The organism is Deinococcus sp. LM3 (assembly GCF_002017875.1).
In the GTDB taxonomy this organism is placed as follows: Bacteria; Deinococcota; Deinococci; order Deinococcales; family Deinococcaceae; genus Deinococcus.
This window is the reverse complement of the sequence record NZ_MUFV01000001.1, coordinates 1,535,378-1,554,191: the sequence shown is the minus strand read 5'-3', so window position 1 is coordinate 1,554,191 and position 18,814 is coordinate 1,535,378. Positions and strand designations below refer to the sequence as shown.

The following is an 18,814-nucleotide window of genomic DNA, read 5'->3' as shown; positions in this document are numbered from 1 at the left end:
GCGAGGATACGCGTAGACTGCCGCGCGTGAGTGCCGACCCTGCCGCCCAGCCCAGCCCTGCCCCGGACGTGGTGCGGCACCTGTACGTGCACGTGCCGTTCTGCCCGACCATCTGCCCGTACTGTGATTTTCATGTGCTGACGCGCCGCGCCGGGCTGGTGGAGCGCTACCTGGAGCGGCTGGAGGTCGAGGCGGCGGCGCTGGCCGCCACGTACCGTGTGGATCTGGACACGGTGTACCTGGGGGGCGGGACGCCCAGTTTCCTGCGGGACGCGGAGATAGAGGCGCTGGTGGGCAGCGTGCGCCGTCACCTGGGCTGGGGCCGCCTGGAGAACACGCTGGAAGTGAATCCGGGGACGGTCACGCCGGAGCGCTCAGCGCACTGGCGGGCGCTGGGCTTCGACCGGGCCAGCGTGGGCGTGCAGAGCCTGGACGACGCGACCCTGAAGTTCCTGGGCCGCCAGCATGACGCGCAGCAGGCGCGCGAGGCGGTCACCACCCTGATCGGGACGGGCTTCCGGGTGAGTGGGGACCTGATCACGGCCGTGCCGGGGCAACCGCTGGAGAGTGACATTCAGGGCCTGCTGGACCTGGGCGTGGGGCACGTCAGTGCGTACACGCTGACCATCGAGCCCGGCACGGAATTCGCGCGCCGGGGCGTGACGGTCGAGGAGGAGGACGAGCGGCGCGGCTTCGAGCAGACCGAGGCCCTACTGACCGCGCGCGGCCTGACCCGTTACGAGATCAGCAACTACGCCCGGCCCGGTCAGGAATCCCGGCATAACCTCGCGTACTGGCAGGGCCGCACGTACCTGGGGCTGGGGCCGGGGGCTGCGGGACATTACCCGGCAGATGGCGGATGGCAGATGGCGGATGGGGCCGGACCGCGCGCGGCGGACGTGTTGACGGTGCGGCGCACGAATCCGCACCTGCACGAGTGGCTGACCGGCGAGGCGGGTGCGCCGGAGGCCATCGACGCGCCCGAGTTCGTCACGGACGCGCTGTTCATGGGCCTGCGCCTGCGCGCGGGCGTGAACCTGGGTGACCTGTCGCGCCGCAGCGGCCTGGACGTGCCGCAGGTGTACGCGGCGCCCATCGCGGCGAACGTGGCGCGCGGCCTGCTGACCCTGGACGGTGAGCAGTTGCGGGCCACGCCCGAGGGCTGGTGGGTGCTGAACCGCGTGATCACGGACTTTCTGGAGGTGTAAACCCATCCTCCGTCGACCATCCCCCGCCCCCCTCTGTTTGACCAGTGGGAGTTGTGAATGGGCTGCGTCCAGCTATGCGGGCAGGTCAGTGACGGCTCACGGGGGCCGCGTTAGACTGACCGCATGACGAAATCCTATGACTACGACGTGCTCGTGATCGGTGCGGGTCCCGGCGGGTACCACGCCGCCATCCGCGCCGCGCAGCTGGGCCTGAAGGTCGCCTGCGCCGAACGCGACACGGTGGGCGGCGTATGCCTGAACGTGGGCTGCATTCCCACCAAGGCGCTGCTGCACGCCGGTGAGCAGATCGCCGCCGCGCGGCACGCCGCCGACTTCGGCCTGACCTTCGGTGAGCAGAAGCTGGACATCGCCAAACTGAACGGCTGGAAGGACGGCATCGTCAAGAAACTCACGGGCGGCGTGGGCAGCCTGTTCAAGGCGAACAAGGTCACGCACCTGATCGGGCAGGCCAGCTTCATCGACGAGCACACCGTGCAGGTCGGCGACAAGACGTACACGGCCGCGAACTTCATCATCGCGACCGGCTCAGAGCCCGCCAAGCTGCCGGGCCTGGACGTGGATCAGGAGAGAATCGTGGATTCCACGGGCGCGCTGGTCATGCCGGACCCGGTGCCCGCACGGATGCTGTGCATCGGGGGCGGCGTGATCGGCTTCGAGTTCGCGCACGTGTACAACAACATGGGCAGCAAAGTGAAGGTCATCGAGTTCATGCCGAACGTGATTCCGGGCGCGGACGCCGACGCCGTCAAGGAATTCACGAAGATCATGAAGAAGCAGGGCATCGAGATCGCCGTGCAGACCAAGGCCAACCGCGCCGAGAAGAAAGCCGACGGCATTCACGTGGAACTGGAAGACGTGAAGACCGGCACGAAAACCACCGAGGTCTTCGACCGGGTGCTGGTCGCCGTGGGCCGCCGACCCCGCACGGACGGCCTGAACGCCCAGGCGGCCGGCGTGAACGTCACGGAGCGCGGGTTCATTCCCGCCGACACCCGCCAGCGCAGCAACGTGCCGCACATCTACGTGGTGGGTGACGTGGCCAGCAACCCCATGCTGGCGCACAAGGCCATGAAGGAGGGTCTGGTGGCCGCCGAGGTGATCGCCGGGAAGCCCGCCGAGCAGGACGCCGTCGCCATTCCCGGCGTGGTGTACACCAGCCCGGAACTCGCCTGGGTGGGCCTGACCGAGGCCGAGGCGAAAGAGAAGGGCTACGACGTGAAGACCGGCGTGTTCCCCCTGAGCGCCTCTGGGCGCGCCATGACGCTGCAGGCCACGGACGGCTTCGTAAAGATGGTCGTCGAGAAGGACACGGACCTGCTGCTGGGCGTGCACATCGTCGGCCCGCACGCCAGCGACCTGCTCGGCGAGGCCAGCCTGGCCCTGGAAATGGCCGCCACCGCCAGCGATATCGCCCTGACCATCCACGCGCACCCCACCCTGGGCGAGAGCGTGCTGGAGGCCGCCGAGGCCGTCCACAAGCAGGCCATTCACATCATGAACCGCTGAGGACAGTGCCTCGGGGCAGGTGACGACAGCGCAGGTGACGACAGGGCAGGTGGCTTCCGGACGGACCGGGGGCCACCTGCCTTCTGTGCCCGTCGTCTGTGCCCGTCGTCTGTTCTTGGCGTGCCGGCTCCCTGCGTCAAATGTGCGTGCAGGGTCCGGGGGCGTCCGCTACTGTGAACGTCGTATGAAGAAGATGAACATGATCCGGTTGGGTGGGGTCGGGGCGCTGTGTGCGCTCCTGACCGCCTGCCCCAGTCCCCCGCCACCCGCCCCCATGGGTCTGACCTTCACCTTCCCGGACACCCCGGCTGTGGACACGCTGCGGCTGAGTGGAGTGGCCTTCGGCGCGAACGGGCAGTACCTGCGGACCATCGGGGACGGTGGGTATCTGTGGGGCGCTCCGGGCAGCGTGGTGAACCGCACGACCATCTACCTGGACGGCTACTCGCTTCAGAACATTCAGAAGAGTGCCTGCCTGTCGCCGTTCAAGGGCGGCGAGACCGACGGGATGCGGGACGTGGTGGTGTCGCCGGAGAACGTGCAGACCTGCAACGTGTACTTCGTGATCTACAACGACCTGAACCGCAACGGGCGGCCGGAAAGCACCGAGGAGCTGTACCAGACGCACTCGATCTACAGTTACGCCAGCGAGGCGTTCACGTACTCGTTCACCAGTGCGGACGGGCGCACGACCGAGAGCGGCGCGCGCCGCAAGGGCTGGTCGCTGGTGGCGCACGAGGTCCGGCAGCCGTCGGCCACGCCCGGCCGGTACGTGGTGACCATGAACAGCGTGCCCGAGGCCGACGAACGCCTGAGCGTCCGCCTGCACGAACCGACGAACCGCCTGATCAGTCAGGGCGCCCCGCTGGGCGGCAGCCTGGGCGGTGCGAAATGAAGCGCGCCATGTGGATTCCGGCAGTGGTCCTGCTGGGCGCAGCCCTGACCGCGTGCGGCGCTTCGTCATCCCCGACGGGCGGGCGCCCTCCCCTGCCGAGCGGGGTGGAGGTGCGCTTCCCGGCCGCGCCCGCCGGCGCCTACCTGTCCCTGGTGACGGACGGCGGCGAGAGCGTGTACCAGCTGGCCGTGCCCGCCGGGAAGACGGCCGTGGACGTGGACCCGCTGAAGTGGATCAACCAGACGGACCGCGCCGTGGACGCCGCGACGCTGATCCCGGCGGGCGCGTCGGTGACGGTCGCCCCGGCCGCCGCGAAGGTGCTGCTGCTGGAATGGACGATGTGGCAGGACCGCAACGCGAACGGCACGCTGGACGTGGGCGAGACGCTGCCGCTGATGACGCATGACCGCGTGGCGTACGCCAGTGCGGCCGTGACGGCGGACTTCAGGACGCTCGTGCCGGACATGCGGCAGCGCTGGAATCTGGCGCAGGGCTGGACGCGCGCCGAGCACTACGTGTACCTGCCGGACGGGAGCCGCACGTACCAGCGCAGCCTGGGGACGGCGGGCCTGCAACGCTACACGCTGCACGAGCCGACGCCCGTGACCAGCCAGTAGCGCGCCTTCTGCCCAGTGGCCCCCGGACCTGCCGGGGGTCTTTTCTGTGCTCTTTGCCTCCCGCTCTCAGGTGTCTCCGTGTTTCTCTTTCCAAATCGCTTTATAATATGAAGCATGAAACTCGGCATTGATAGCTTCGCGGCGGTGGTATCCGACCCGGTCACGGGCGTGACCCTCTCACCGGCCGACCGCCTCGCGAACCTGCTGGAGGAGATCGAGGTCGCCGACCGCAGCGGCGTGCACTCCTTCGGGGTGGGCGAGCACCACCGGCCCGAGTACCTGGATTCCGCGCCGTCCCTGATCCTGGCGGCCGCTGCCGCCCGCACGGAGAGCATCCGCCTGAACAGCGCCGTGACGGTCCTGAGTGCCGATGATCCCGTGCGGGTGTTCCAGCAGTACGCCACGCTGGACCTGCTGTCGCGCGGGCGGGCGGAACTGGTCGTGGGGCGCGGGTCGTTCATCGAGGCGTACCCGCTGTTTGGCCTGAACACGCAGGACTACGACTCGCTGTTCAGCGAGAAACTGGAGTTGCTGCTGCGCCTGCGCGGGGACACGCACGTGCACTGGTCGGGCCGGCACCGTGCGCCGCTGCGCGGTCAGGGCGTGTACCCGCGCCCGCAGCAGCCGCAGTTGCCGGTGTGGGTGGGGGTGGGCGGCACGCCGGAGTCGTTCGTGCGGGCCGGGCGGCTGGGGCTGCCGCTGATGGTGGCGATCATCGGCGGGGACTTCCGGGCGTTCCGGCCGCTGGTGGACCTGTACCGCGAGGCGGGCGCGCAGGCCGGGCACGCCCCGGAGACCCTGCGGGTGGGTGTGCACGCCTTCGGCTTCGTGGGCGACAGCGACGAGGGCGCACGGGACGACTTCTGGCCAGGGTACGCGCGGATGCTGGACACGCTGGGCCGCGAGCGGGGCTGGGCGCCGCCGAGGCGCGCGCAGTTCGACGCGGCGTGCGGACCGACCGGCCCGTACCTGATCGGCACGCCGGACACCGTGGCCGCCAAGCTGCGGTTCGTGCACGGGGCGCTGGGCGGCGTGGACCGCCTGAGTTTCCAGATGACGAACGTGCTGATGCCGCACGCGCGGATGCTGCGCTCGGTCGAGCTGCTGGGCCGGGAGGTCGCCCCGCAGGTCGCGGACCTGTAGCGGGGGCCGCATGCGTCCCCGGCTCACGGACAGCAGGGGCGGCGCACGCCTAGACTCGGGGGTATGGCCACTTCCCTGTCCGACCGTCTGACTGCCGAGCTGTCCGGCCTGCGCGAGAGCGGGCTGTTGATTCACCCGCGCGTGCTGGACAGCGCCAGCCGCGCCCGCACCCGCGTGGACGGGCGCGAGGTCGTGAACCTCGCCAGCAACAACTACCTGGGCTTCGCGGACCACCCGGCCCTGAAGGCGCGGGCCGCCGAGTACCTGGAACGCTGGGGCGCGGGGGCGGGCGCGGTCCGCACGATTGCCGGAACGCTGCGCATTCACGAGGACTTCGAGTCGCAGCTGGCGGCGTTCAAGCACACGGGCAGCGCGCTGGTGCTGCACAGCGGCTTCACGACCAACCAGGGCGTGCTGGGCGCGCTGCTGCGCGAGGGTGACCTGGTCATCAGCGACGAACTGAACCACGCCAGCATCATCGACGGGCTGCGCCTGACCAAGGCCACCAAGAAGGTGTACAGACACGCCGACCCGGACGACCTGGAACGCCTGCTGAAAGAGCACGACACGGACGGTCTGAAACTGGTCGTGACGGACGGCGTGTTCTCCATGGACGGCGATGTGGCCCCCCTCGACCGACTCGTGGCGGTCGCCCGCCGGTACGGCGCGGTCACGTACGTGGACGACGCGCACGGCAGCGGCGTGATGGGCGAGGCCGGGCGCGGCACCGTGCATCACTTCGGGTTCGAGTACGCCGACGACGTGATCCAGGTCGGGACGCTCAGCAAGGCCTGGGGCGGCGTGGGCGGGTACGCCGCCGGGCACGGCGACCTGCGCCAGCTGCTGATCAACCGCGCCCGCCCGTACCTCTTCAGCACCGCGCAGGCCCCCGCCACGGTGGGCGCGCTGGCCGCCGCGCTCGACGAGGTGCAGCGCGACCCCACCCTGATGGCGCGCCTGTGGGACAACACCCGCTACTTCAAGGCGGAGTTGCAGGGGCTGGGCTTCGATATCTTCGGCAGTACCACGCCCATCACGCCCGTCATCTTCGGCGAGGCGACGGCCGCGTTCGAGGCGAGCCGCCTGCTGTTCGACCGGGGCGTGTTCGCCGTCGGGCTGGGCTTCCCGACCGTGCCGCGCGGACTGGCGCGCATCCGCAACATCGTGACCGCCGAGCACACCCGTGACGACCTCGACCACGCCCTCCAGGCTTACGCCGAGGTGGGCCGCACGCTGGGCATCATCTCCTGATCCCCACGGCGGGCGGGACTGGCGGAACGCTTCCCGTCTGTCCCGCCCGTGCGCCGCTATGATCGCGGGTATGACGAACCGGCCGCCGGTGGGCGACAAGCAGGACAAGGGCAAGGACGTGCAGGCCATGTTCGCCAGCATCGCGCCCCGTTACGACCTTCTGAACCGCGTGCTGAGCCTCGGCGTGGACCGGGGCTGGCGCCGGGCGGCGGCGCAGGAAGCCCTGGCCCTGAATCCGGCGCGGGTGCTGGACGTGGCGACCGGCACGGCGGATTTCGCGCTGGAACTCAAGACCCGCGCCCCACAGGCCGAGGTGATCGGCAGTGACTTCGTGCCGCAGATGCTCGCCATCGGCCGCCAGAAGGCCGCCGCGCGGCACATCGACATCCGCCTGGAGGAAGGGGACGCGCTGAACCTGCCGTACCCGGACGGGAGTTTCGACTCGATCACCTGCGCGTTCGGATTCCGGAACTTCGCGGATTACGCGCGCGGCCTCGCGGAGTTCCACCGGGTGCTGGCGCCGGGCGGGCGGGCCGTGATCCTGGAGTTCCCGCCGCCCCGTCCCGGCCTGCTGGGCAGCCTGTTCCGGGTGTACTTCCAGCATGTGCTGCCGCGCATCGGCGGGCTGATCAGCGGGAACGCGGGCGCGTACACGTACCTGCCCGAGAGCGTGCTGGCCTTCCCGGAACCCGAGCGGCTGGCGGGATTGATGCGCGCCACGGGCTTCCGCACCCGCTACCGCCTGCTGACGTTCGGCATCGCCGCCATCCACGTCGGGGACAGGCTGCCGTAAGGCACATCTGCTCGACTTGCGCGGGCGCATGCGGGCAGCATGGGCCCATGCGAGGACGGATGCGTGCGGCGGCGCTGATGGTGGGCCTGTGGGTGGGCGGGGCGCAGGCCCAGGCGGCCCTGTTCACGGTGGGTGTGGAGCGCGTCCCGGAGGGCCTGCGGATCTTCTGGCCGTCCGGGGGTGAGGTGGGCGTGCTGTCCTGCCGGGGCGCGACCCTGACCCTGCGCGGGGCAGGGGCCAGCACGACCAGTCCGGCCCCGCTGCGGGCGTTGTTGTCGGGTTCGCGGCTGGTGTTCGGGACGGTCAAGACGACCCCGACAACTGCCCTGGCCCCGGACGAGGTGCGGTTCACCTGCACGCCCGCCTCCCCGCTGCCGGACGTGCAGGTGGGCGCGGACGTGAGCCTGCGCTGGCGCTGACCTTCAGTTCACGCCAGGACGGGCTCGCCGGGCTGGTCCTCGTACTGGCGGGCCTGGAGTGCCCACAGATCGGCGTACTCGCCGCCGCGCGCGAGCAGTGCGGCGTGGGTGCCGTCCTCGATGATCTGTCCGGCCTTCATGACGATGACCCGGTCGGCCATCAGGACGCTGCCGAGGCGGTGCGTGACGAGCAGGGTGGTGCGGCCGCGCGCCAGGGCGGCGAAGGTGCCGAACACCTCGGCCTCGCTGCGGGGGTCGAGGGCGGCGGTGGGTTCGTCGAGAATCAGGATGCGGGCATCCCGGTACAGGGCGCGGGCGGTGGCGAGTTTCTGCCACTGGCCGCCGGAGAGGTCTGCGCCGCCGAACGCCTGCCCGAGGCGGGTGTCGAGCGTGCGGGTGCCCGTCAGGACGGTGTTCAGGCCGCTGCCCTGCACGGCGGCGTTCAGGCGGGCGTCGTCCTGCGTCTGCCCCAGGAGGATGTTCTCGCGCAGCGTCCATTCGAAGCGCGCGAAGTCCTGGAAGACGGCGGCGACGCCCGCCCGCCAGTCGTTGAGGTCGAGGTCGCGCAGGTCGGTCTGCGCCGCGCCCGTGCCGATCAGGATGCGTCCGGCGGTGGGGTCGTAGTAGCGCAGGAGCAGCTTGATCAGGGTGCTCTTGCCCGCGCCGTTCTCGCCGACGATGGCGACGGTCTGCCCGGCGGGGATGGTCAGCGTCACGTCCCGCAGCGCGGGGGGCTGGTCGCGGTACGCGAAGCTCACGTTCTCCAGGGTGATGGCGCCGTCCGTGGGTAGCGGGCGCGGCTGGGCCGGGTTCTGCACGCCGCCGGGGGCGTTCAGGAAGGCGTGCAGTTTGGCGAACCAGTTCAGGTGCTGCGTGCCGTTGCTGCTCAGTTCGGTCAGGCGGCTCAGTTCCTGCCGCAGGGCGGCCAGCGCCGTGATCACCAGCGCCACGCTGCCCGCTCCGACCCGCCCGGCCTGCGCCTGCGCGACCACGAACGCGAACAGGCCCCCGGTGACCAGCAGGGACAGCGCCTCGAAGGGCAGCAGGGCCAGCAGGCCGCGGGTGCGCTGGGCGCGCAGGGTGTCCTGGTACGCGCGGGCGCGGGTGAGCGCCTCGCGTTGCAGGTGCGGCGCGAGGCCGTACAGGCGGACCTCCTTGGCGTACTCGTGACGCAGCGCCACGCGGGACAGGTAGTTCACCTCGCGCGCCTCGGGGGTGTTCTGGATGAACAGGGTCCAGCCCAGTCGGTAGAACTGCATCTGCCGGGACAGCAGCGGCAGCAGGCCCGCCACGACGACCAGCGGCACCCACCACCCGATGATCAGGAGGGTGGCCGCCACGCTGACGGCCGCCACCACGCCGCGCAGCGCGTACACCAGCGTGGACAGCAGGTTCAGCGGCCGGTGGTGGGCGCCGCCCTGAAGCACCTCGATGTCGTCGTGGAACTGCGGGTCTTCCAGCACGTCCAGACCCTGTAACTCGGTCATGCGGCGCATCAGGCGCTGGTTCACGTGCAGGGTGTAGTGGTCGGCGGCGACGCCCTGCATGACCTGCGTGAGCGTCACGGTCACCTGCGTCAGCAGCGCCGCGCCCACCCACGCGGCCGCCAGCACCGTCAGGTTCACGCTCTGCCCGGCCAGCAGACCGCTCACGCCGTCCACCGTCCACTTCCCGATCAGGATGGTCACGGCAGGCAGCGCGCCCTGCGCCGCGCCGCTCAGGAACAGACCCGCCGTGACCAGCGGCTGGGCGCGCCACAGGTCCGGCAGGGTCAGGCGCAGCGTGCGCCACAGCTCACGGGCGGGCAGGGAGGGCTGGGTCATGAGGCCCGCAGCGTACGGCAACGCACCCGGAGCGCGGGCCGCAGGTGCGCTTGACTTCCCGCCGATCAGTTCAGGGTCTTGATGTACGCCTGGAGGTCCGCGACCTGCTCGTCGCTGATCTGCGTCTCGGCGTAGCGGGGCATGGCGGCGCTCAGCTGACGGTCAGGCGTCTTGCCTTCCCGCAGGGTGGCGGTGAACTGGGCGAGCGTCCAGTTTTTGGGGCCGTCCTCACCGACCAGGCTGGGGCCGATCTGTCCCTGCCCGTTCGGGCCGTGGCAGGCGGCGCAGTTCCCGACGTACACGGTCTGCCCGGCCTCGGCGTTCCCGGCGGCGGCTTCGGGTGCGGCGCCCCCGGCTGACGCGCCTTCCGTCGCCTCGCCTGTCGCGGCCTCGCCCTCACCTTCGGCGCTGGCCTCAGCGGTGGCGGCGCCTTCCTCCTGCATCCCACCCTCCTGCTGCCCGGCCGTCCCCTGGGTGGCGGCTTCCTGCGCGTCGGCCGATTCGACCTGCGTGGCGGCGTCGCGGGTGGTGGTGCTGGTGGTGGTGCCCTCGGCGGTGGTGGGTGGGGTCATCAGGCGGGGCGTGGCGATCAGCAGGGTCACGCCCAGGATCAGTCCGGCCGTCACACCCACCGCCCAGGAGGTCACGTCGCCCGCTTCGCGTTGCGTTCGTCTGTTCATAGTCCGAGCATACGACCGGCCTGCCGGGACATGTGGAAGGGCGGTCCGGTGGTTTCCTTCATGCCCGGACGCCGGTTTCGCCCGGGCCGGACGACCGTTCCCGGAGGTCATACGGATTCCGTTTGTTTCGCCAACAATCCGGAACTTCACCGGATTGCCGGCTCCACGTCCGGAACCCGCCCTGCTCCTACTCGCATCCGCTCGGATTGAACGGGCTTTGCAGCCCATTCAATCGGAGTCCGTATCACAGCAGCGGGGTGGGCGGCGCGCCGCGTTCCTCTTCCGGCCACCACTGCCGCGCGGCGAGGTCGCAGCGGCCCGTGGCGTCCAGCGGCACGCCCTCGGCACGCAGCAGCGCTTCCTGCATGTCCCCGAAGCCCACCTTGTGGGTGCTGACGCGGCCCTGCGCGTTGATCACCCGGTGCCAGGGCAGGCCGCTGCCGTCTGTACTGACGCCGCCCACCAGCGAGTTCATCACGAAGCCTGCCTGCCGGGCCGCGCCGGGCGTGCCGGCCAGCAGCGCCAGCTGCCCGTAGGTCATGACGCGGCCCTCGGGAATGCGGGCCACCAGGGCCAGTACGCGGTCACGGAAGGCCGGGGCGATCTGCGCGGGGTCGGTCATGCCTGCCATTGTGCCGCAGCGAGCGGGCCGTCAGCGGGAGGTGCCGGCCAGCGGGGCGCGTTCGGTGCCGGTGTCGGCGGTCACGCCGCTGACCAGCGCCTCGCGGATGCCCTGTGCGATGCCCAGCGCCACGCGGTCGATGTAATGGGTGTCTTTCAGGTTCTGGCTGTCCACCGGGTGGCTGAGGTACCCGACCTCGACCAGCGCGGCCGGCACGCGGCTGTTGCGCAGCACGCTCAGGGACTGGCTGTTCTTCAGGCCCCGGTTGAACGCGCCGGTCTGGCCGATCAGGTTGTTCTGAAGCAGGGCGGCCAGGGCGCTGCTGCGCGGGTGGTTGGGATTCCACCACGTCTCGATGCCGTAGCCGCGCAGGGCGCTGACGGCCTCCAGGGCGTTGACGTGAATGCTGACAAACAGCGCCGTGCCGGGCGTACTCAGCGCGGCGCGCAGTTTCAGGTCGGTGTTCTTGTCGGCGCTCAGTTCGCGGTCGCTGTCGCGGGTCAGCACGACGTCCACGCCGGCGGCCGTGAGCAGGTCGCGCACACGCAGCGCGATGTCGAGGTTGACGGCCTTCTCGGTGACCAGTCCGACCGCGCCGGGATCACGGCCGCCGTGACCGGGGTCGATGACCACGCGGGGTCTCACGTAACTGGCGCTGAGGGCCAGGATGGCGGTGCCGCGCGTCGCCGGGACCGGCGGCACGGCCGCGACGACGCGCTCGGCGGGCGACAGGGGGGTCAGGTCGGCCATGGCGGGCGACAGGTCGATGGCCAGCCGGTACAGGTCGCCGCTGGCGGGCGGCAGCAGCTGGGCGCGCCAGCCGCTGCGTTCGGTGGTGGGCGCGGCGGTCAGCAGGGTGACCACGCCGCCCCCGGCGCGGGCTTCGGAGCGCCACTCGCGCAGTTCGGGGCTGGCGTTGCGTTCGCCCTGCGCCGGGACGTTCAGGCCGGTCAGTTCGATGCTCAGGCCGCTGGGGCCGGGCGTGATGCGGTACGTCGCGCCGGGCGGCAGGTCCAGCACCACGCGGGTCTGGCCGGGGCTCTTGCCCAGGCGCGGCGGGGCCAGCAGGTCGCTTCTGGGCGTGCCGGGCACGCGGCCGGTCAGGGCGCTGGGGCGGGCGGTGTCGCTGCCGGGCAGGGCCGGGGCGGGCGGCAGGACCTTACCGCCGGGCTGCACGGTGTCGCCCGGTGGCAGCGTGACCGGCAGCGGCGCAGAGGAGGCGTTCAGGACGGCCTGCGCGGCGGCCGTGACGGGCGCGCTGGTCAGGACGCGGCTGCCGGGCGCGCCGCCCGTGACGCCCGCGCCGATGTCGATGATCAGGACGCGGCTGCCGGTGGCGAGGGTGGCCTCCTGCGCCTTCCAGCCGTCGGTCAGGGACAGCGGAAAGGGCGTGAACAGGGTCGCCTGTCCGCCGCCGGCGCGGTACTCGGTGACGCTGCTGCCCAAGCGGGCGGTCACGGCGGGCTGCACGCGGGCGCCCTGCACGTCCACGCGCAGGCCCGTGAAGGTGGGCGTCAGGGAATAGGTGACCCCGGCGGGCAGGTCGAACACGACGCGCGTGGCGCTGCCCTGACTGCTGGCGCGCGGCGAGCCGAAGGTGGCGTTCTGCACGCCGGGCAGGGTGATGGGCGCGGCGGGTACGCCGGCGCTCTGGGCGCCCACGCTGACGCGGGGAGCGCTGGCGGCCGGAGCGGCCCGCTGAAAGGGATCGGTGGGAGCTGCGGTCTGGGCCAGTCCTGAACCCGCGCCTGCCAGCAGCAGAGCAGATGAAAGGAGGATGACAGGCAGCTTCATGTTGACCCGTACTTTACCTGCGGGGCGTGAGAATTGAGTTTCACGCCTCATTTGGCAGTAAATGCGCTGTACGCCGACATGCACGCGGTTTTGCCCCTGCCCGCGTCGCCCTGGCGGGTCGGGGCGTCTCATCCGGCGTGCGTATGCGGCAGGCCCGGCTCAGGGGGCGGGCGTGAAGGTGGCGGCGTCCGGGGCGAACAGGCGGTCCCAGGTGGCGCGGTCCACGCGGCCGGTGACGGGCAGACGGTTGGCCGCCTGGAAGGCGCGGACCGTGGCGGCCGTGACCGGCCCGAACCAGCCGTCCCCCTGGCCGGGCCGGGCCGGGCGCGTCAGCCTGATCAGGCGGTTCTGTACGGCCCGCACGTCCTCGCCGTTCAGTCGGGGCGTCTGGACTTCCAGGGTGCGCCGGAACGTCCGGGAGGCGGACGGCGCGGCCGGAGCCGCCGGGGCGGTACTGGTCGGCGCGGTACTGGCCGGAGCCGCGCTGGCCGGAGTGGTGCTCGCCGGGGCCGGGGCAGCCGGTGCCGCAGTGGGGGCCGGTCGGGGCGTGGTCGGCTGCACCGGGGTCAGGGTGAGGGCCGGGGCGGCGGGCAGTGGGTCCGGGGGCGTGTCGAGGTACACCAGGGTGCGGGCGCGGCCGTCCGGGTCGGGTTGCAGGCGCAGGTACGCGAAGCCGCCGGGGGTGCGCAGCCAGTTGTAGACGCTGCGCTGGTCGTCGCGGCTGCGCCACACGCCGTACAGGTCGCCGCCCAGCGCCGCGCCGATCTGCAGGCGGACCTGCTCGGTGGTGCCGGGCGCGCCGACGCACTGCTTGCCCGCCGTGCCGACGCGGGCGAAACTGGTCGGGCAGTTGCGCAGCACGCCGTTCACGGCGGCGGCGGTGCGGGTGGCGGCCTGCACCAGATCGGGCGTGGCGGCGCGGGCACCGGGGAGGGTGCCCAGGAGCGCGCTCAGGGCGACGGGCAGCAGGGCGGGGTGGGGGCGCGGCATAGGGTAGTGGTAGCACGCTCCGGCTGACGGCCGCTGAGTGCCGGGCAGGACCGGGTTCATGAGGAGGGGCCGACGGTACGGCAGGGTCGGGGCGGATAGGTTACGGAGGCATTGTGCGCCAGCTTCCGCTTTGTTTTATAAAGCATGGGAGAATGGGGGCATGACCGCCTCCTTCCAGCCCTCCAGCCCCGACAAGATCCGCGTGGACATCTGGTCCGACATCGCCTGCCCCTGGTGCTACGTCGGCAAACGCCGCCTGGAAAGCGCCCTGGCGCAGTTCCCCCAGCGCGATCAGGTCGAGGTCGTCTGGCACTCCTTCGAACTCGACCCCACCACCCCCGCCGAGCACCCCCTGAACATGCGCGACGGACTGGCCCGCAAGTACGGCCGCAGCGCCGACGAAGCCCAGGGCATGATGGACCACATGACCCGCGTCGCCGCCGACGAGGGCCTGGAATACCACTTTGAACGCGCCCGCATGGGCAACACCTTCCTGGCCCACCAGCTGATCCACCACGCCGCCGCGCACGGCCGCCAGGACGCCATGAAGGAACGCCTGCTGCGCGCCTACATGAGCGAGGGCGCGCTCGTCAGCGACCTCGACACCCTGGTCCGTCTGGCCGGGGAGACCGGCCTGGACGGCGCCGAGGTCCGCGCCGCGCTGCTCGACGGCTGCCACGCGCACGCCGTCCGCCAGGACGAGGCGCAGGCACAGTCGCTGGGCATCAGCGGCGTGCCGTTCTTCGTGCTGGGCGGCAAGTACGGCGTGAACGGCGCCCAGGACCCGCAGACACTGCTCGGCGCCCTCACGCAGGTCTGGAACGAAACCCACCCCGCGCCCCTCCAGATGATCGGCACGGACCCCGCCGCCGACGGCTGCGAGGACGGCCAGTGCGCCGTGCCCGCGCAGAACTGAACGCCGGGAAGGCAGATAGCAGATGGCTCAAGGCAGATGGCAGAGGCGGGAATTCGCCCTCTGCCATCTGCCATTTGCTTTCTGCCATCCGCCATCTGCCATCTGCCATCCGCCCCCCTGCTACGCGGGTCCCGGCGTGAGTTTCCCGGTGGGCGCGGCGGTTTCGGTGGGGCGCAGGTCGGGCGAGAGGGGCGGCAGCGTGCCGCCGGCCAGGACGGTCTGCACGTCCTCGCCGCTGAGGCTCTCGCGGGCGACGAGTTCGTCGGTCAGGCGGTACAGGACGTGCGCGTGTTCGCCCAGCAGGTCCAGCGCCCTCTGGAATTCGCCGTTCAGGATGCGGCTGACCTCGGCGTCGATGGCCTGCGCGGTGTGGTCGCTGTACGCGCCCTGCTGCGGGCCGTACCCCAGGTACGAGCCGCTGTCCTGCGCCAGGGCCAGTTGCCCCACGCTGCTCATGCCCCACTCGGTGACCATGCGCCGCGCAATGGCGGTCGCCTGCTGGAAGTCGTTGGCGGCGCCGGTCGTGACCTGCCCGGTTGCGATCTGCTCGGCGGCGTGCCCGGCCAGCGCCACGCAGATCCGGTCCAGCAGCGCGGCGCGGGTGTGGTGCATGCGGTCTTCCGGGGTGTACAGCGCGCTGCCCAGGCTGCGGCCGCGCGGCACGATGGTCAGCTTGTGCGCCTTGTCCGCGCCGGGCAGCAGCTGTGCGGCGAGGGCGTGGCCGACCTCGTGGTACGCCGTGACCTTCCGGTCCGCCTCCCGCACCACCAGACTCCGCCGCTCCGGCCCCATCAGCACCCGGTCCCGCGCCTCGTCCACGTCCCGCCCCACGATCCGCGTCCGCCCCGACCGCGCCGCCTGCAACGCCGCCTCGTTCAGCAGGTTCTCCAGGTCCGCTCCCACCATGCCCGCCGTCCGCCGCGCCACCACCCCCAGGTCCACACTGGCGTCCAGGGGTTTCCTGCGCGCGTGAATCCGCAGGATCTGCTCGCGGCCCCGCACGTCCGGTGCGTCCACCACCACCTGCCGGTCGAAGCGGCCCGGACGCAGCAGCGCGGCGTCCAGCACGTCCGGGCGGTTCGTGGCGGCCAGGATGATGACCTCCTGCCCGCTACTGAAGCCGTCCATCTCGACGAGCAGCTGATTGAGGGTCTGTTCGCGTTCGTCGTTGCCGCCCTGCATGTTCACGCCGCGTTTGCGGCCGACGGCGTCGATCTCGTCGATGAAGACGATGCAGGGGGCGGCCTTGCGGGCCTGTTCGAACAGGTCGCGGACGCGGGCGGCGCCGACGCCGACGAACATCTCGACGAAATCGCTGCCCGAGATGCTGAAGTAGGGAACGCGGGCCTCACCGGCGACAGCTTTGGCCAGCAACGTCTTGCCGCTGCCAGGAGGGCCGACGAGGAGAACGCCGTGGGGGATGCGGGCGCCGAGCTGGTGGTACTTCTCGGGGTGGCGGAGGAAATCGACGACTTCCTGGAGGTCCTGCTTGGCCTCGTCGCAGCCGGCGACGTCGGTGAAGTTGAGTTTGATCTGACCCTCGCTGATGACGGCCGCCTTCGACTTCCCGAACGTCCCCGCCGCGTCGCTGCCGCCGTTCTGACGGCCGCGCAGCAGCAGCACGATCAGACCCACGATCAGCGCGCCGGTCAGCAGAACGCCCAGCAGCGACACCACGTTCAGGCGCGACGGCGCCACGTACGACACGGTCACGCCCGCCGCCTGCAACGCCGCGAGGTTCAGGACCGGGTCGGCGGCCAGCGTCCGGGTGCGGTACGGGCGGCCGTCCTCCAGCAGCCCGCTGAGCTGCGCGGTGCCGTTCTGGTACAGGATCGTGGCGCTGCTGACCTGCCCGCCGGTCAGGGCGGCCGTGAAGTCCGTGAGGTTCAGCTCGTCGCCGCGCTGTCGGGGCAGGGTCAACCCCAGCACGATCAGCAGCAATGTCAGGCTGATCAGCGCGCCCCACAGCCAGGGTGGCCGTTTCACGCGCCGCCCTCCGGTTCCTGCCCTGCCTGCCTGCCCGACTCGACCCCGGTCATGGCTCAGTGTAAGCCGCCGCGTCTGCCGGAAACTGAAAGCAAAGCTCCGGGCCGGACCTCCCCTGCCGGGGGCGTGTCCGGCAGGCCGCCCGGCTGTCTCCTTAACGGTACGGTCAGGGACGGCGCGCCTGACACTCCGGTACAGACGCCCGTCAGGCTCAGGCGGCATACTCGGCGGATGCCTCTGCGGTCTTTCCCCTCCCTGCCCTTCCGGTCCACTGCGGACCAGCGCCCGCGCGGACGAACGCGCCTGCTGACCCTGCTGGCCCTGCTGGCGCCGCCCACGCAGGGCGGCGTTCTCACGGCCGGGCTCACGGCTGGCCTGACGCTCGGGCTGCCGGGCGGCGCACTGGCCGCGCAACCCGCGCTCGGCTCGGTGCAGCTGACCTTCACGGTCGACCAGACCGCCACCTTCGTGAACGGCGACCCCGTCACGCTGCTCGCCGCGCCCCGGCTGGTGGGCGGACGCACCATGCTGCCGCTGCGGGAAACGGCGGCCCTGCTGGGACACCCGCTGCCCGGCACGGCCGGTCAGGTGCAGCTGGCCCGGCTGAGCGTCGACACCCGCCAGAACAGCGCGTCCCTGAACGGCACGCCGCAGCCCGCCGGGACGGTCGCCACGCTGGGCGGCGTGCTGTACGTCAGCGCCCGCACCCTGGCCGACGCGCTGAACGCCAACCTCAGCACCGACGACGGCCGCACCTTCACCCTGACCGCCCTGCGGGACGGCGGGAACCCGCTGATTCCGCAGGCGCGGTTCAGTACCGACAAGACCACCTACGCGCCGGGCGAGCGGGTCGTGTACACCGAGTACCCCTTCGACCCGGACGGCGCGGACATCACCGCGCGCCGCTGGACCGGCCGTCAGGACGCGTACTTCCAGCCCGGCACGTACACGGTCAGCCTGACCGTCACGAACAGCCGCGGCCTGCAGAGCCAGCCGTTCACGCGGACCATCCGCGTGGAGGGCACGCCCATCGACACGCCCCTGACCTACGCGCTGAAGTACGCCCTGCCCGGCGATTCCTTCCCGGACCCGCAGGTGCTGTCGTACCCGTCCGCGACGCCCACCACCGCCGAGGGCCCCAGTTACCCGCTGCTGTTCAGTGACAGCCCCGAGGTGCCCGCGCAGAGCGGCGTGCTGTACCAGGACAGCCTGTCGGGCCGCGCGCGCCTGCTCGCTTACCACCTGAACGGCCTGGGCCGACCCGCGCGGCTGTACGTCATGGCCCGCAACCTCGAGAGCCGCCCGGTCGAGGTGCGCAGCGAACGCCTGGGCGAGACGGCCCCCACCCGCATCGAGGGCATCCTGGGGCAGGTGACGCTGCTGGAGTACTTCGCGTCGAGCGGCGGCACCACCCTGAACCTGCTGCCGGGCCAGACGGCCGCCGTGTACGCCAGCCCCACCCTGAGCGCCGGGAGCGGCGTGAACGTCATGCAGGACCTGATCACCTCGGGGCGGGTGGAACTGACCTTCCTGATGCTCGAGGACGCCCTGCCGCCCACCGCGCAGGTCATGCAGCAACTCCCGTACCTGCGCCCGGACGGTAAGCACGTGCGCGGCACCTTCCAGGGCGCCGTGCGGTCCCTGCGCGTGAATCTGGGTGCCCTACCCGCCCGCATCGTGATCGGGGACGGCCGGGTCGATCCGGCCCTGACCGGCACGGACGCCCTGACCGGCCAGAGCGTGCGCCTGAGCGGCAACTACGGCGTGCTGTACGACCTCGAGGTGAACGGCGCGGCCGGTACCGCCGTGGCCCTCAGCCCGCGCGGCGGCCTGTACCGGGGTGCGATGCACGTGCAGGACGGCCCGATCACGCAGACCATCAAGTTGCCCCGCACCGGCAACGCCCTGAAACCCGACGAGCCTGTGTTGCTGTGGCGCCCGCAGAGTGACCGCCTGAACATCGATTTCGTGCCCAGCAGCGGCAGCAACCTGCCGATCAGTCTGGTGTTCTACCGCGCCCGGACCCTCAGCGGCTTCGGCGGCCTGCTCAAGACCTACCAGCCCTGACCCGCCTGCCCACACGGCACCGGCCCCGCCCCAGGATTCGGGGCGGGGCCGGCCTCCTGTGGCAGTCACGGGGCAGGGTCTGC

General features: G+C 71.4%; 16 protein-coding genes. 10 read left to right on the top strand and 6 right to left on the bottom strand.

Going from position 1 to position 18,814, the window contains the following annotated elements; translation table 11 throughout:
• The first annotated feature begins 26 nt into the window (after window positions 1-26).
• From hemW to BXU09_RS07265, 8 genes are all read left to right on the top strand, one after another.
• Window positions 27-1,208, top strand: a complete 1,182-nt coding sequence (gene hemW, locus BXU09_RS07300; protein ID WP_240501079.1) for a radical SAM family heme chaperone HemW — start codon at window positions 27-29, stop codon at window positions 1,206-1,208.
• Window positions 1,209-1,331: 123 nt separating this feature from the next.
• Complete coding sequence (gene lpdA, locus BXU09_RS07295) at window positions 1,332-2,735, top strand: dihydrolipoyl dehydrogenase (protein ID WP_078301534.1); 1,404 nt, start codon at window positions 1,332-1,334, stop codon at window positions 2,733-2,735.
• Between the two features lie 184 nt (window positions 2,736-2,919).
• Window positions 2,920-3,630: a hypothetical protein gene (locus BXU09_RS07290; RefSeq protein ID WP_144012015.1), complete on the top strand. Its 711-nt coding sequence runs from the start codon at window positions 2,920-2,922 to the stop codon at window positions 3,628-3,630.
• Complete coding sequence (locus tag BXU09_RS07285) at window positions 3,627-4,247, top strand: hypothetical protein (protein WP_078301530.1); 621 nt, start codon at window positions 3,627-3,629, stop codon at window positions 4,245-4,247. Before BXU09_RS07290 ends, BXU09_RS07285 begins: the two co-directional genes overlap by 4 nt.
• A gap of 114 nt (window positions 4,248-4,361) precedes the next feature.
• Complete coding sequence (locus tag BXU09_RS07280) at window positions 4,362-5,390, top strand: Atu2307/SP_0267 family LLM class monooxygenase (RefSeq protein WP_078301528.1); 1,029 nt, start codon at window positions 4,362-4,364, stop codon at window positions 5,388-5,390.
• A gap of 63 nt (window positions 5,391-5,453) precedes the next feature.
• The gene (locus BXU09_RS07275) at window positions 5,454-6,641 is read left to right on the top strand and encodes a BioF/Kbl family PLP-dependent acyltransferase (RefSeq protein WP_078301526.1); all 1,188 of its coding nucleotides are present in this window, start codon (window positions 5,454-5,456) and stop codon (window positions 6,639-6,641) included.
• Between the two features lie 70 nt (window positions 6,642-6,711).
• Window positions 6,712-7,434 (top strand): bifunctional demethylmenaquinone methyltransferase/2-methoxy-6-polyprenyl-1,4-benzoquinol methylase UbiE, encoded by a 723-nt coding sequence (gene ubiE / locus BXU09_RS07270; protein WP_078301524.1) that lies wholly within the window; start codon window positions 6,712-6,714, stop codon window positions 7,432-7,434.
• Between the two features lie 47 nt (window positions 7,435-7,481).
• Window positions 7,482-7,853 (top strand): hypothetical protein, encoded by a 372-nt coding sequence (locus tag BXU09_RS07265; RefSeq protein WP_144012014.1) that lies wholly within the window; start codon window positions 7,482-7,484, stop codon window positions 7,851-7,853.
• Between the two features lie 8 nt (window positions 7,854-7,861).
• Here BXU09_RS07265 and BXU09_RS07260 read toward each other — a convergent pair whose 3' ends face one another.
• The 5 genes from BXU09_RS07260 to BXU09_RS07240 all read right to left on the bottom strand — a co-directional run bounded on the left by BXU09_RS07260 (window position 7,862) and on the right by BXU09_RS07240 (window position 13,762).
• Window positions 7,862-9,676 (bottom strand): ABC transporter ATP-binding protein, encoded by a 1,815-nt coding sequence (locus tag BXU09_RS07260; protein ID WP_078301520.1) that lies wholly within the window; start codon window positions 9,674-9,676, stop codon window positions 7,862-7,864.
• 65 nt (window positions 9,677-9,741) lie between these two features.
• On the bottom strand, window positions 9,742-10,356 hold the full coding sequence (locus BXU09_RS07255; RefSeq protein WP_144012013.1) for a cytochrome c: 615 nt from the start codon (window positions 10,354-10,356) through the stop codon (window positions 9,742-9,744).
• Window positions 10,357-10,600: 244 nt separating this feature from the next.
• Window positions 10,601-10,978: an MGMT family protein gene (locus BXU09_RS07250; RefSeq protein WP_078301516.1), complete on the bottom strand. Its 378-nt coding sequence runs from the start codon at window positions 10,976-10,978 to the stop codon at window positions 10,601-10,603.
• Between the two features lie 30 nt (window positions 10,979-11,008).
• Window positions 11,009-12,772 (bottom strand): N-acetylmuramoyl-L-alanine amidase, encoded by a 1,764-nt coding sequence (locus BXU09_RS07245; protein WP_078301514.1) that lies wholly within the window; start codon window positions 12,770-12,772, stop codon window positions 11,009-11,011.
• 159 nt (window positions 12,773-12,931) lie between these two features.
• A complete protein-coding gene (locus BXU09_RS07240) occupies window positions 12,932-13,762 on the bottom strand; it encodes a peptidoglycan-binding domain-containing protein (RefSeq protein ID WP_078301512.1) in 831 nt (276 codons plus the stop codon).
• Window positions 13,763-13,922: 160 nt separating this feature from the next.
• Here BXU09_RS07240 and BXU09_RS07235 point away from each other — a divergent pair, with 160 nt between their 5' ends.
• Entirely contained in the window at window positions 13,923-14,678 is a 756-nt protein-coding gene (locus BXU09_RS07235; protein ID WP_078301510.1) for a DsbA family oxidoreductase, read from the top strand.
• A gap of 120 nt (window positions 14,679-14,798) precedes the next feature.
• On the opposite strand, the gene ftsH is transcribed toward BXU09_RS07235, so the two are convergent.
• On the bottom strand, window positions 14,799-16,664 hold the full coding sequence (ftsH, locus tag BXU09_RS07230) for an ATP-dependent zinc metalloprotease FtsH (RefSeq protein WP_078301508.1): 1,866 nt from the start codon (window positions 16,662-16,664) through the stop codon (window positions 14,799-14,801).
• A 231-nt stretch (window positions 16,665-16,895) separates the two neighbouring features.
• Between ftsH and BXU09_RS07225 the strand changes: the two genes are divergently transcribed.
• Complete coding sequence (locus tag BXU09_RS07225; protein ID WP_240501078.1) at window positions 16,896-18,731, top strand: copper amine oxidase N-terminal domain-containing protein; 1,836 nt, start codon at window positions 16,896-16,898, stop codon at window positions 18,729-18,731.
• Window positions 18,732-18,814: the final 83 nt, after the last annotated feature.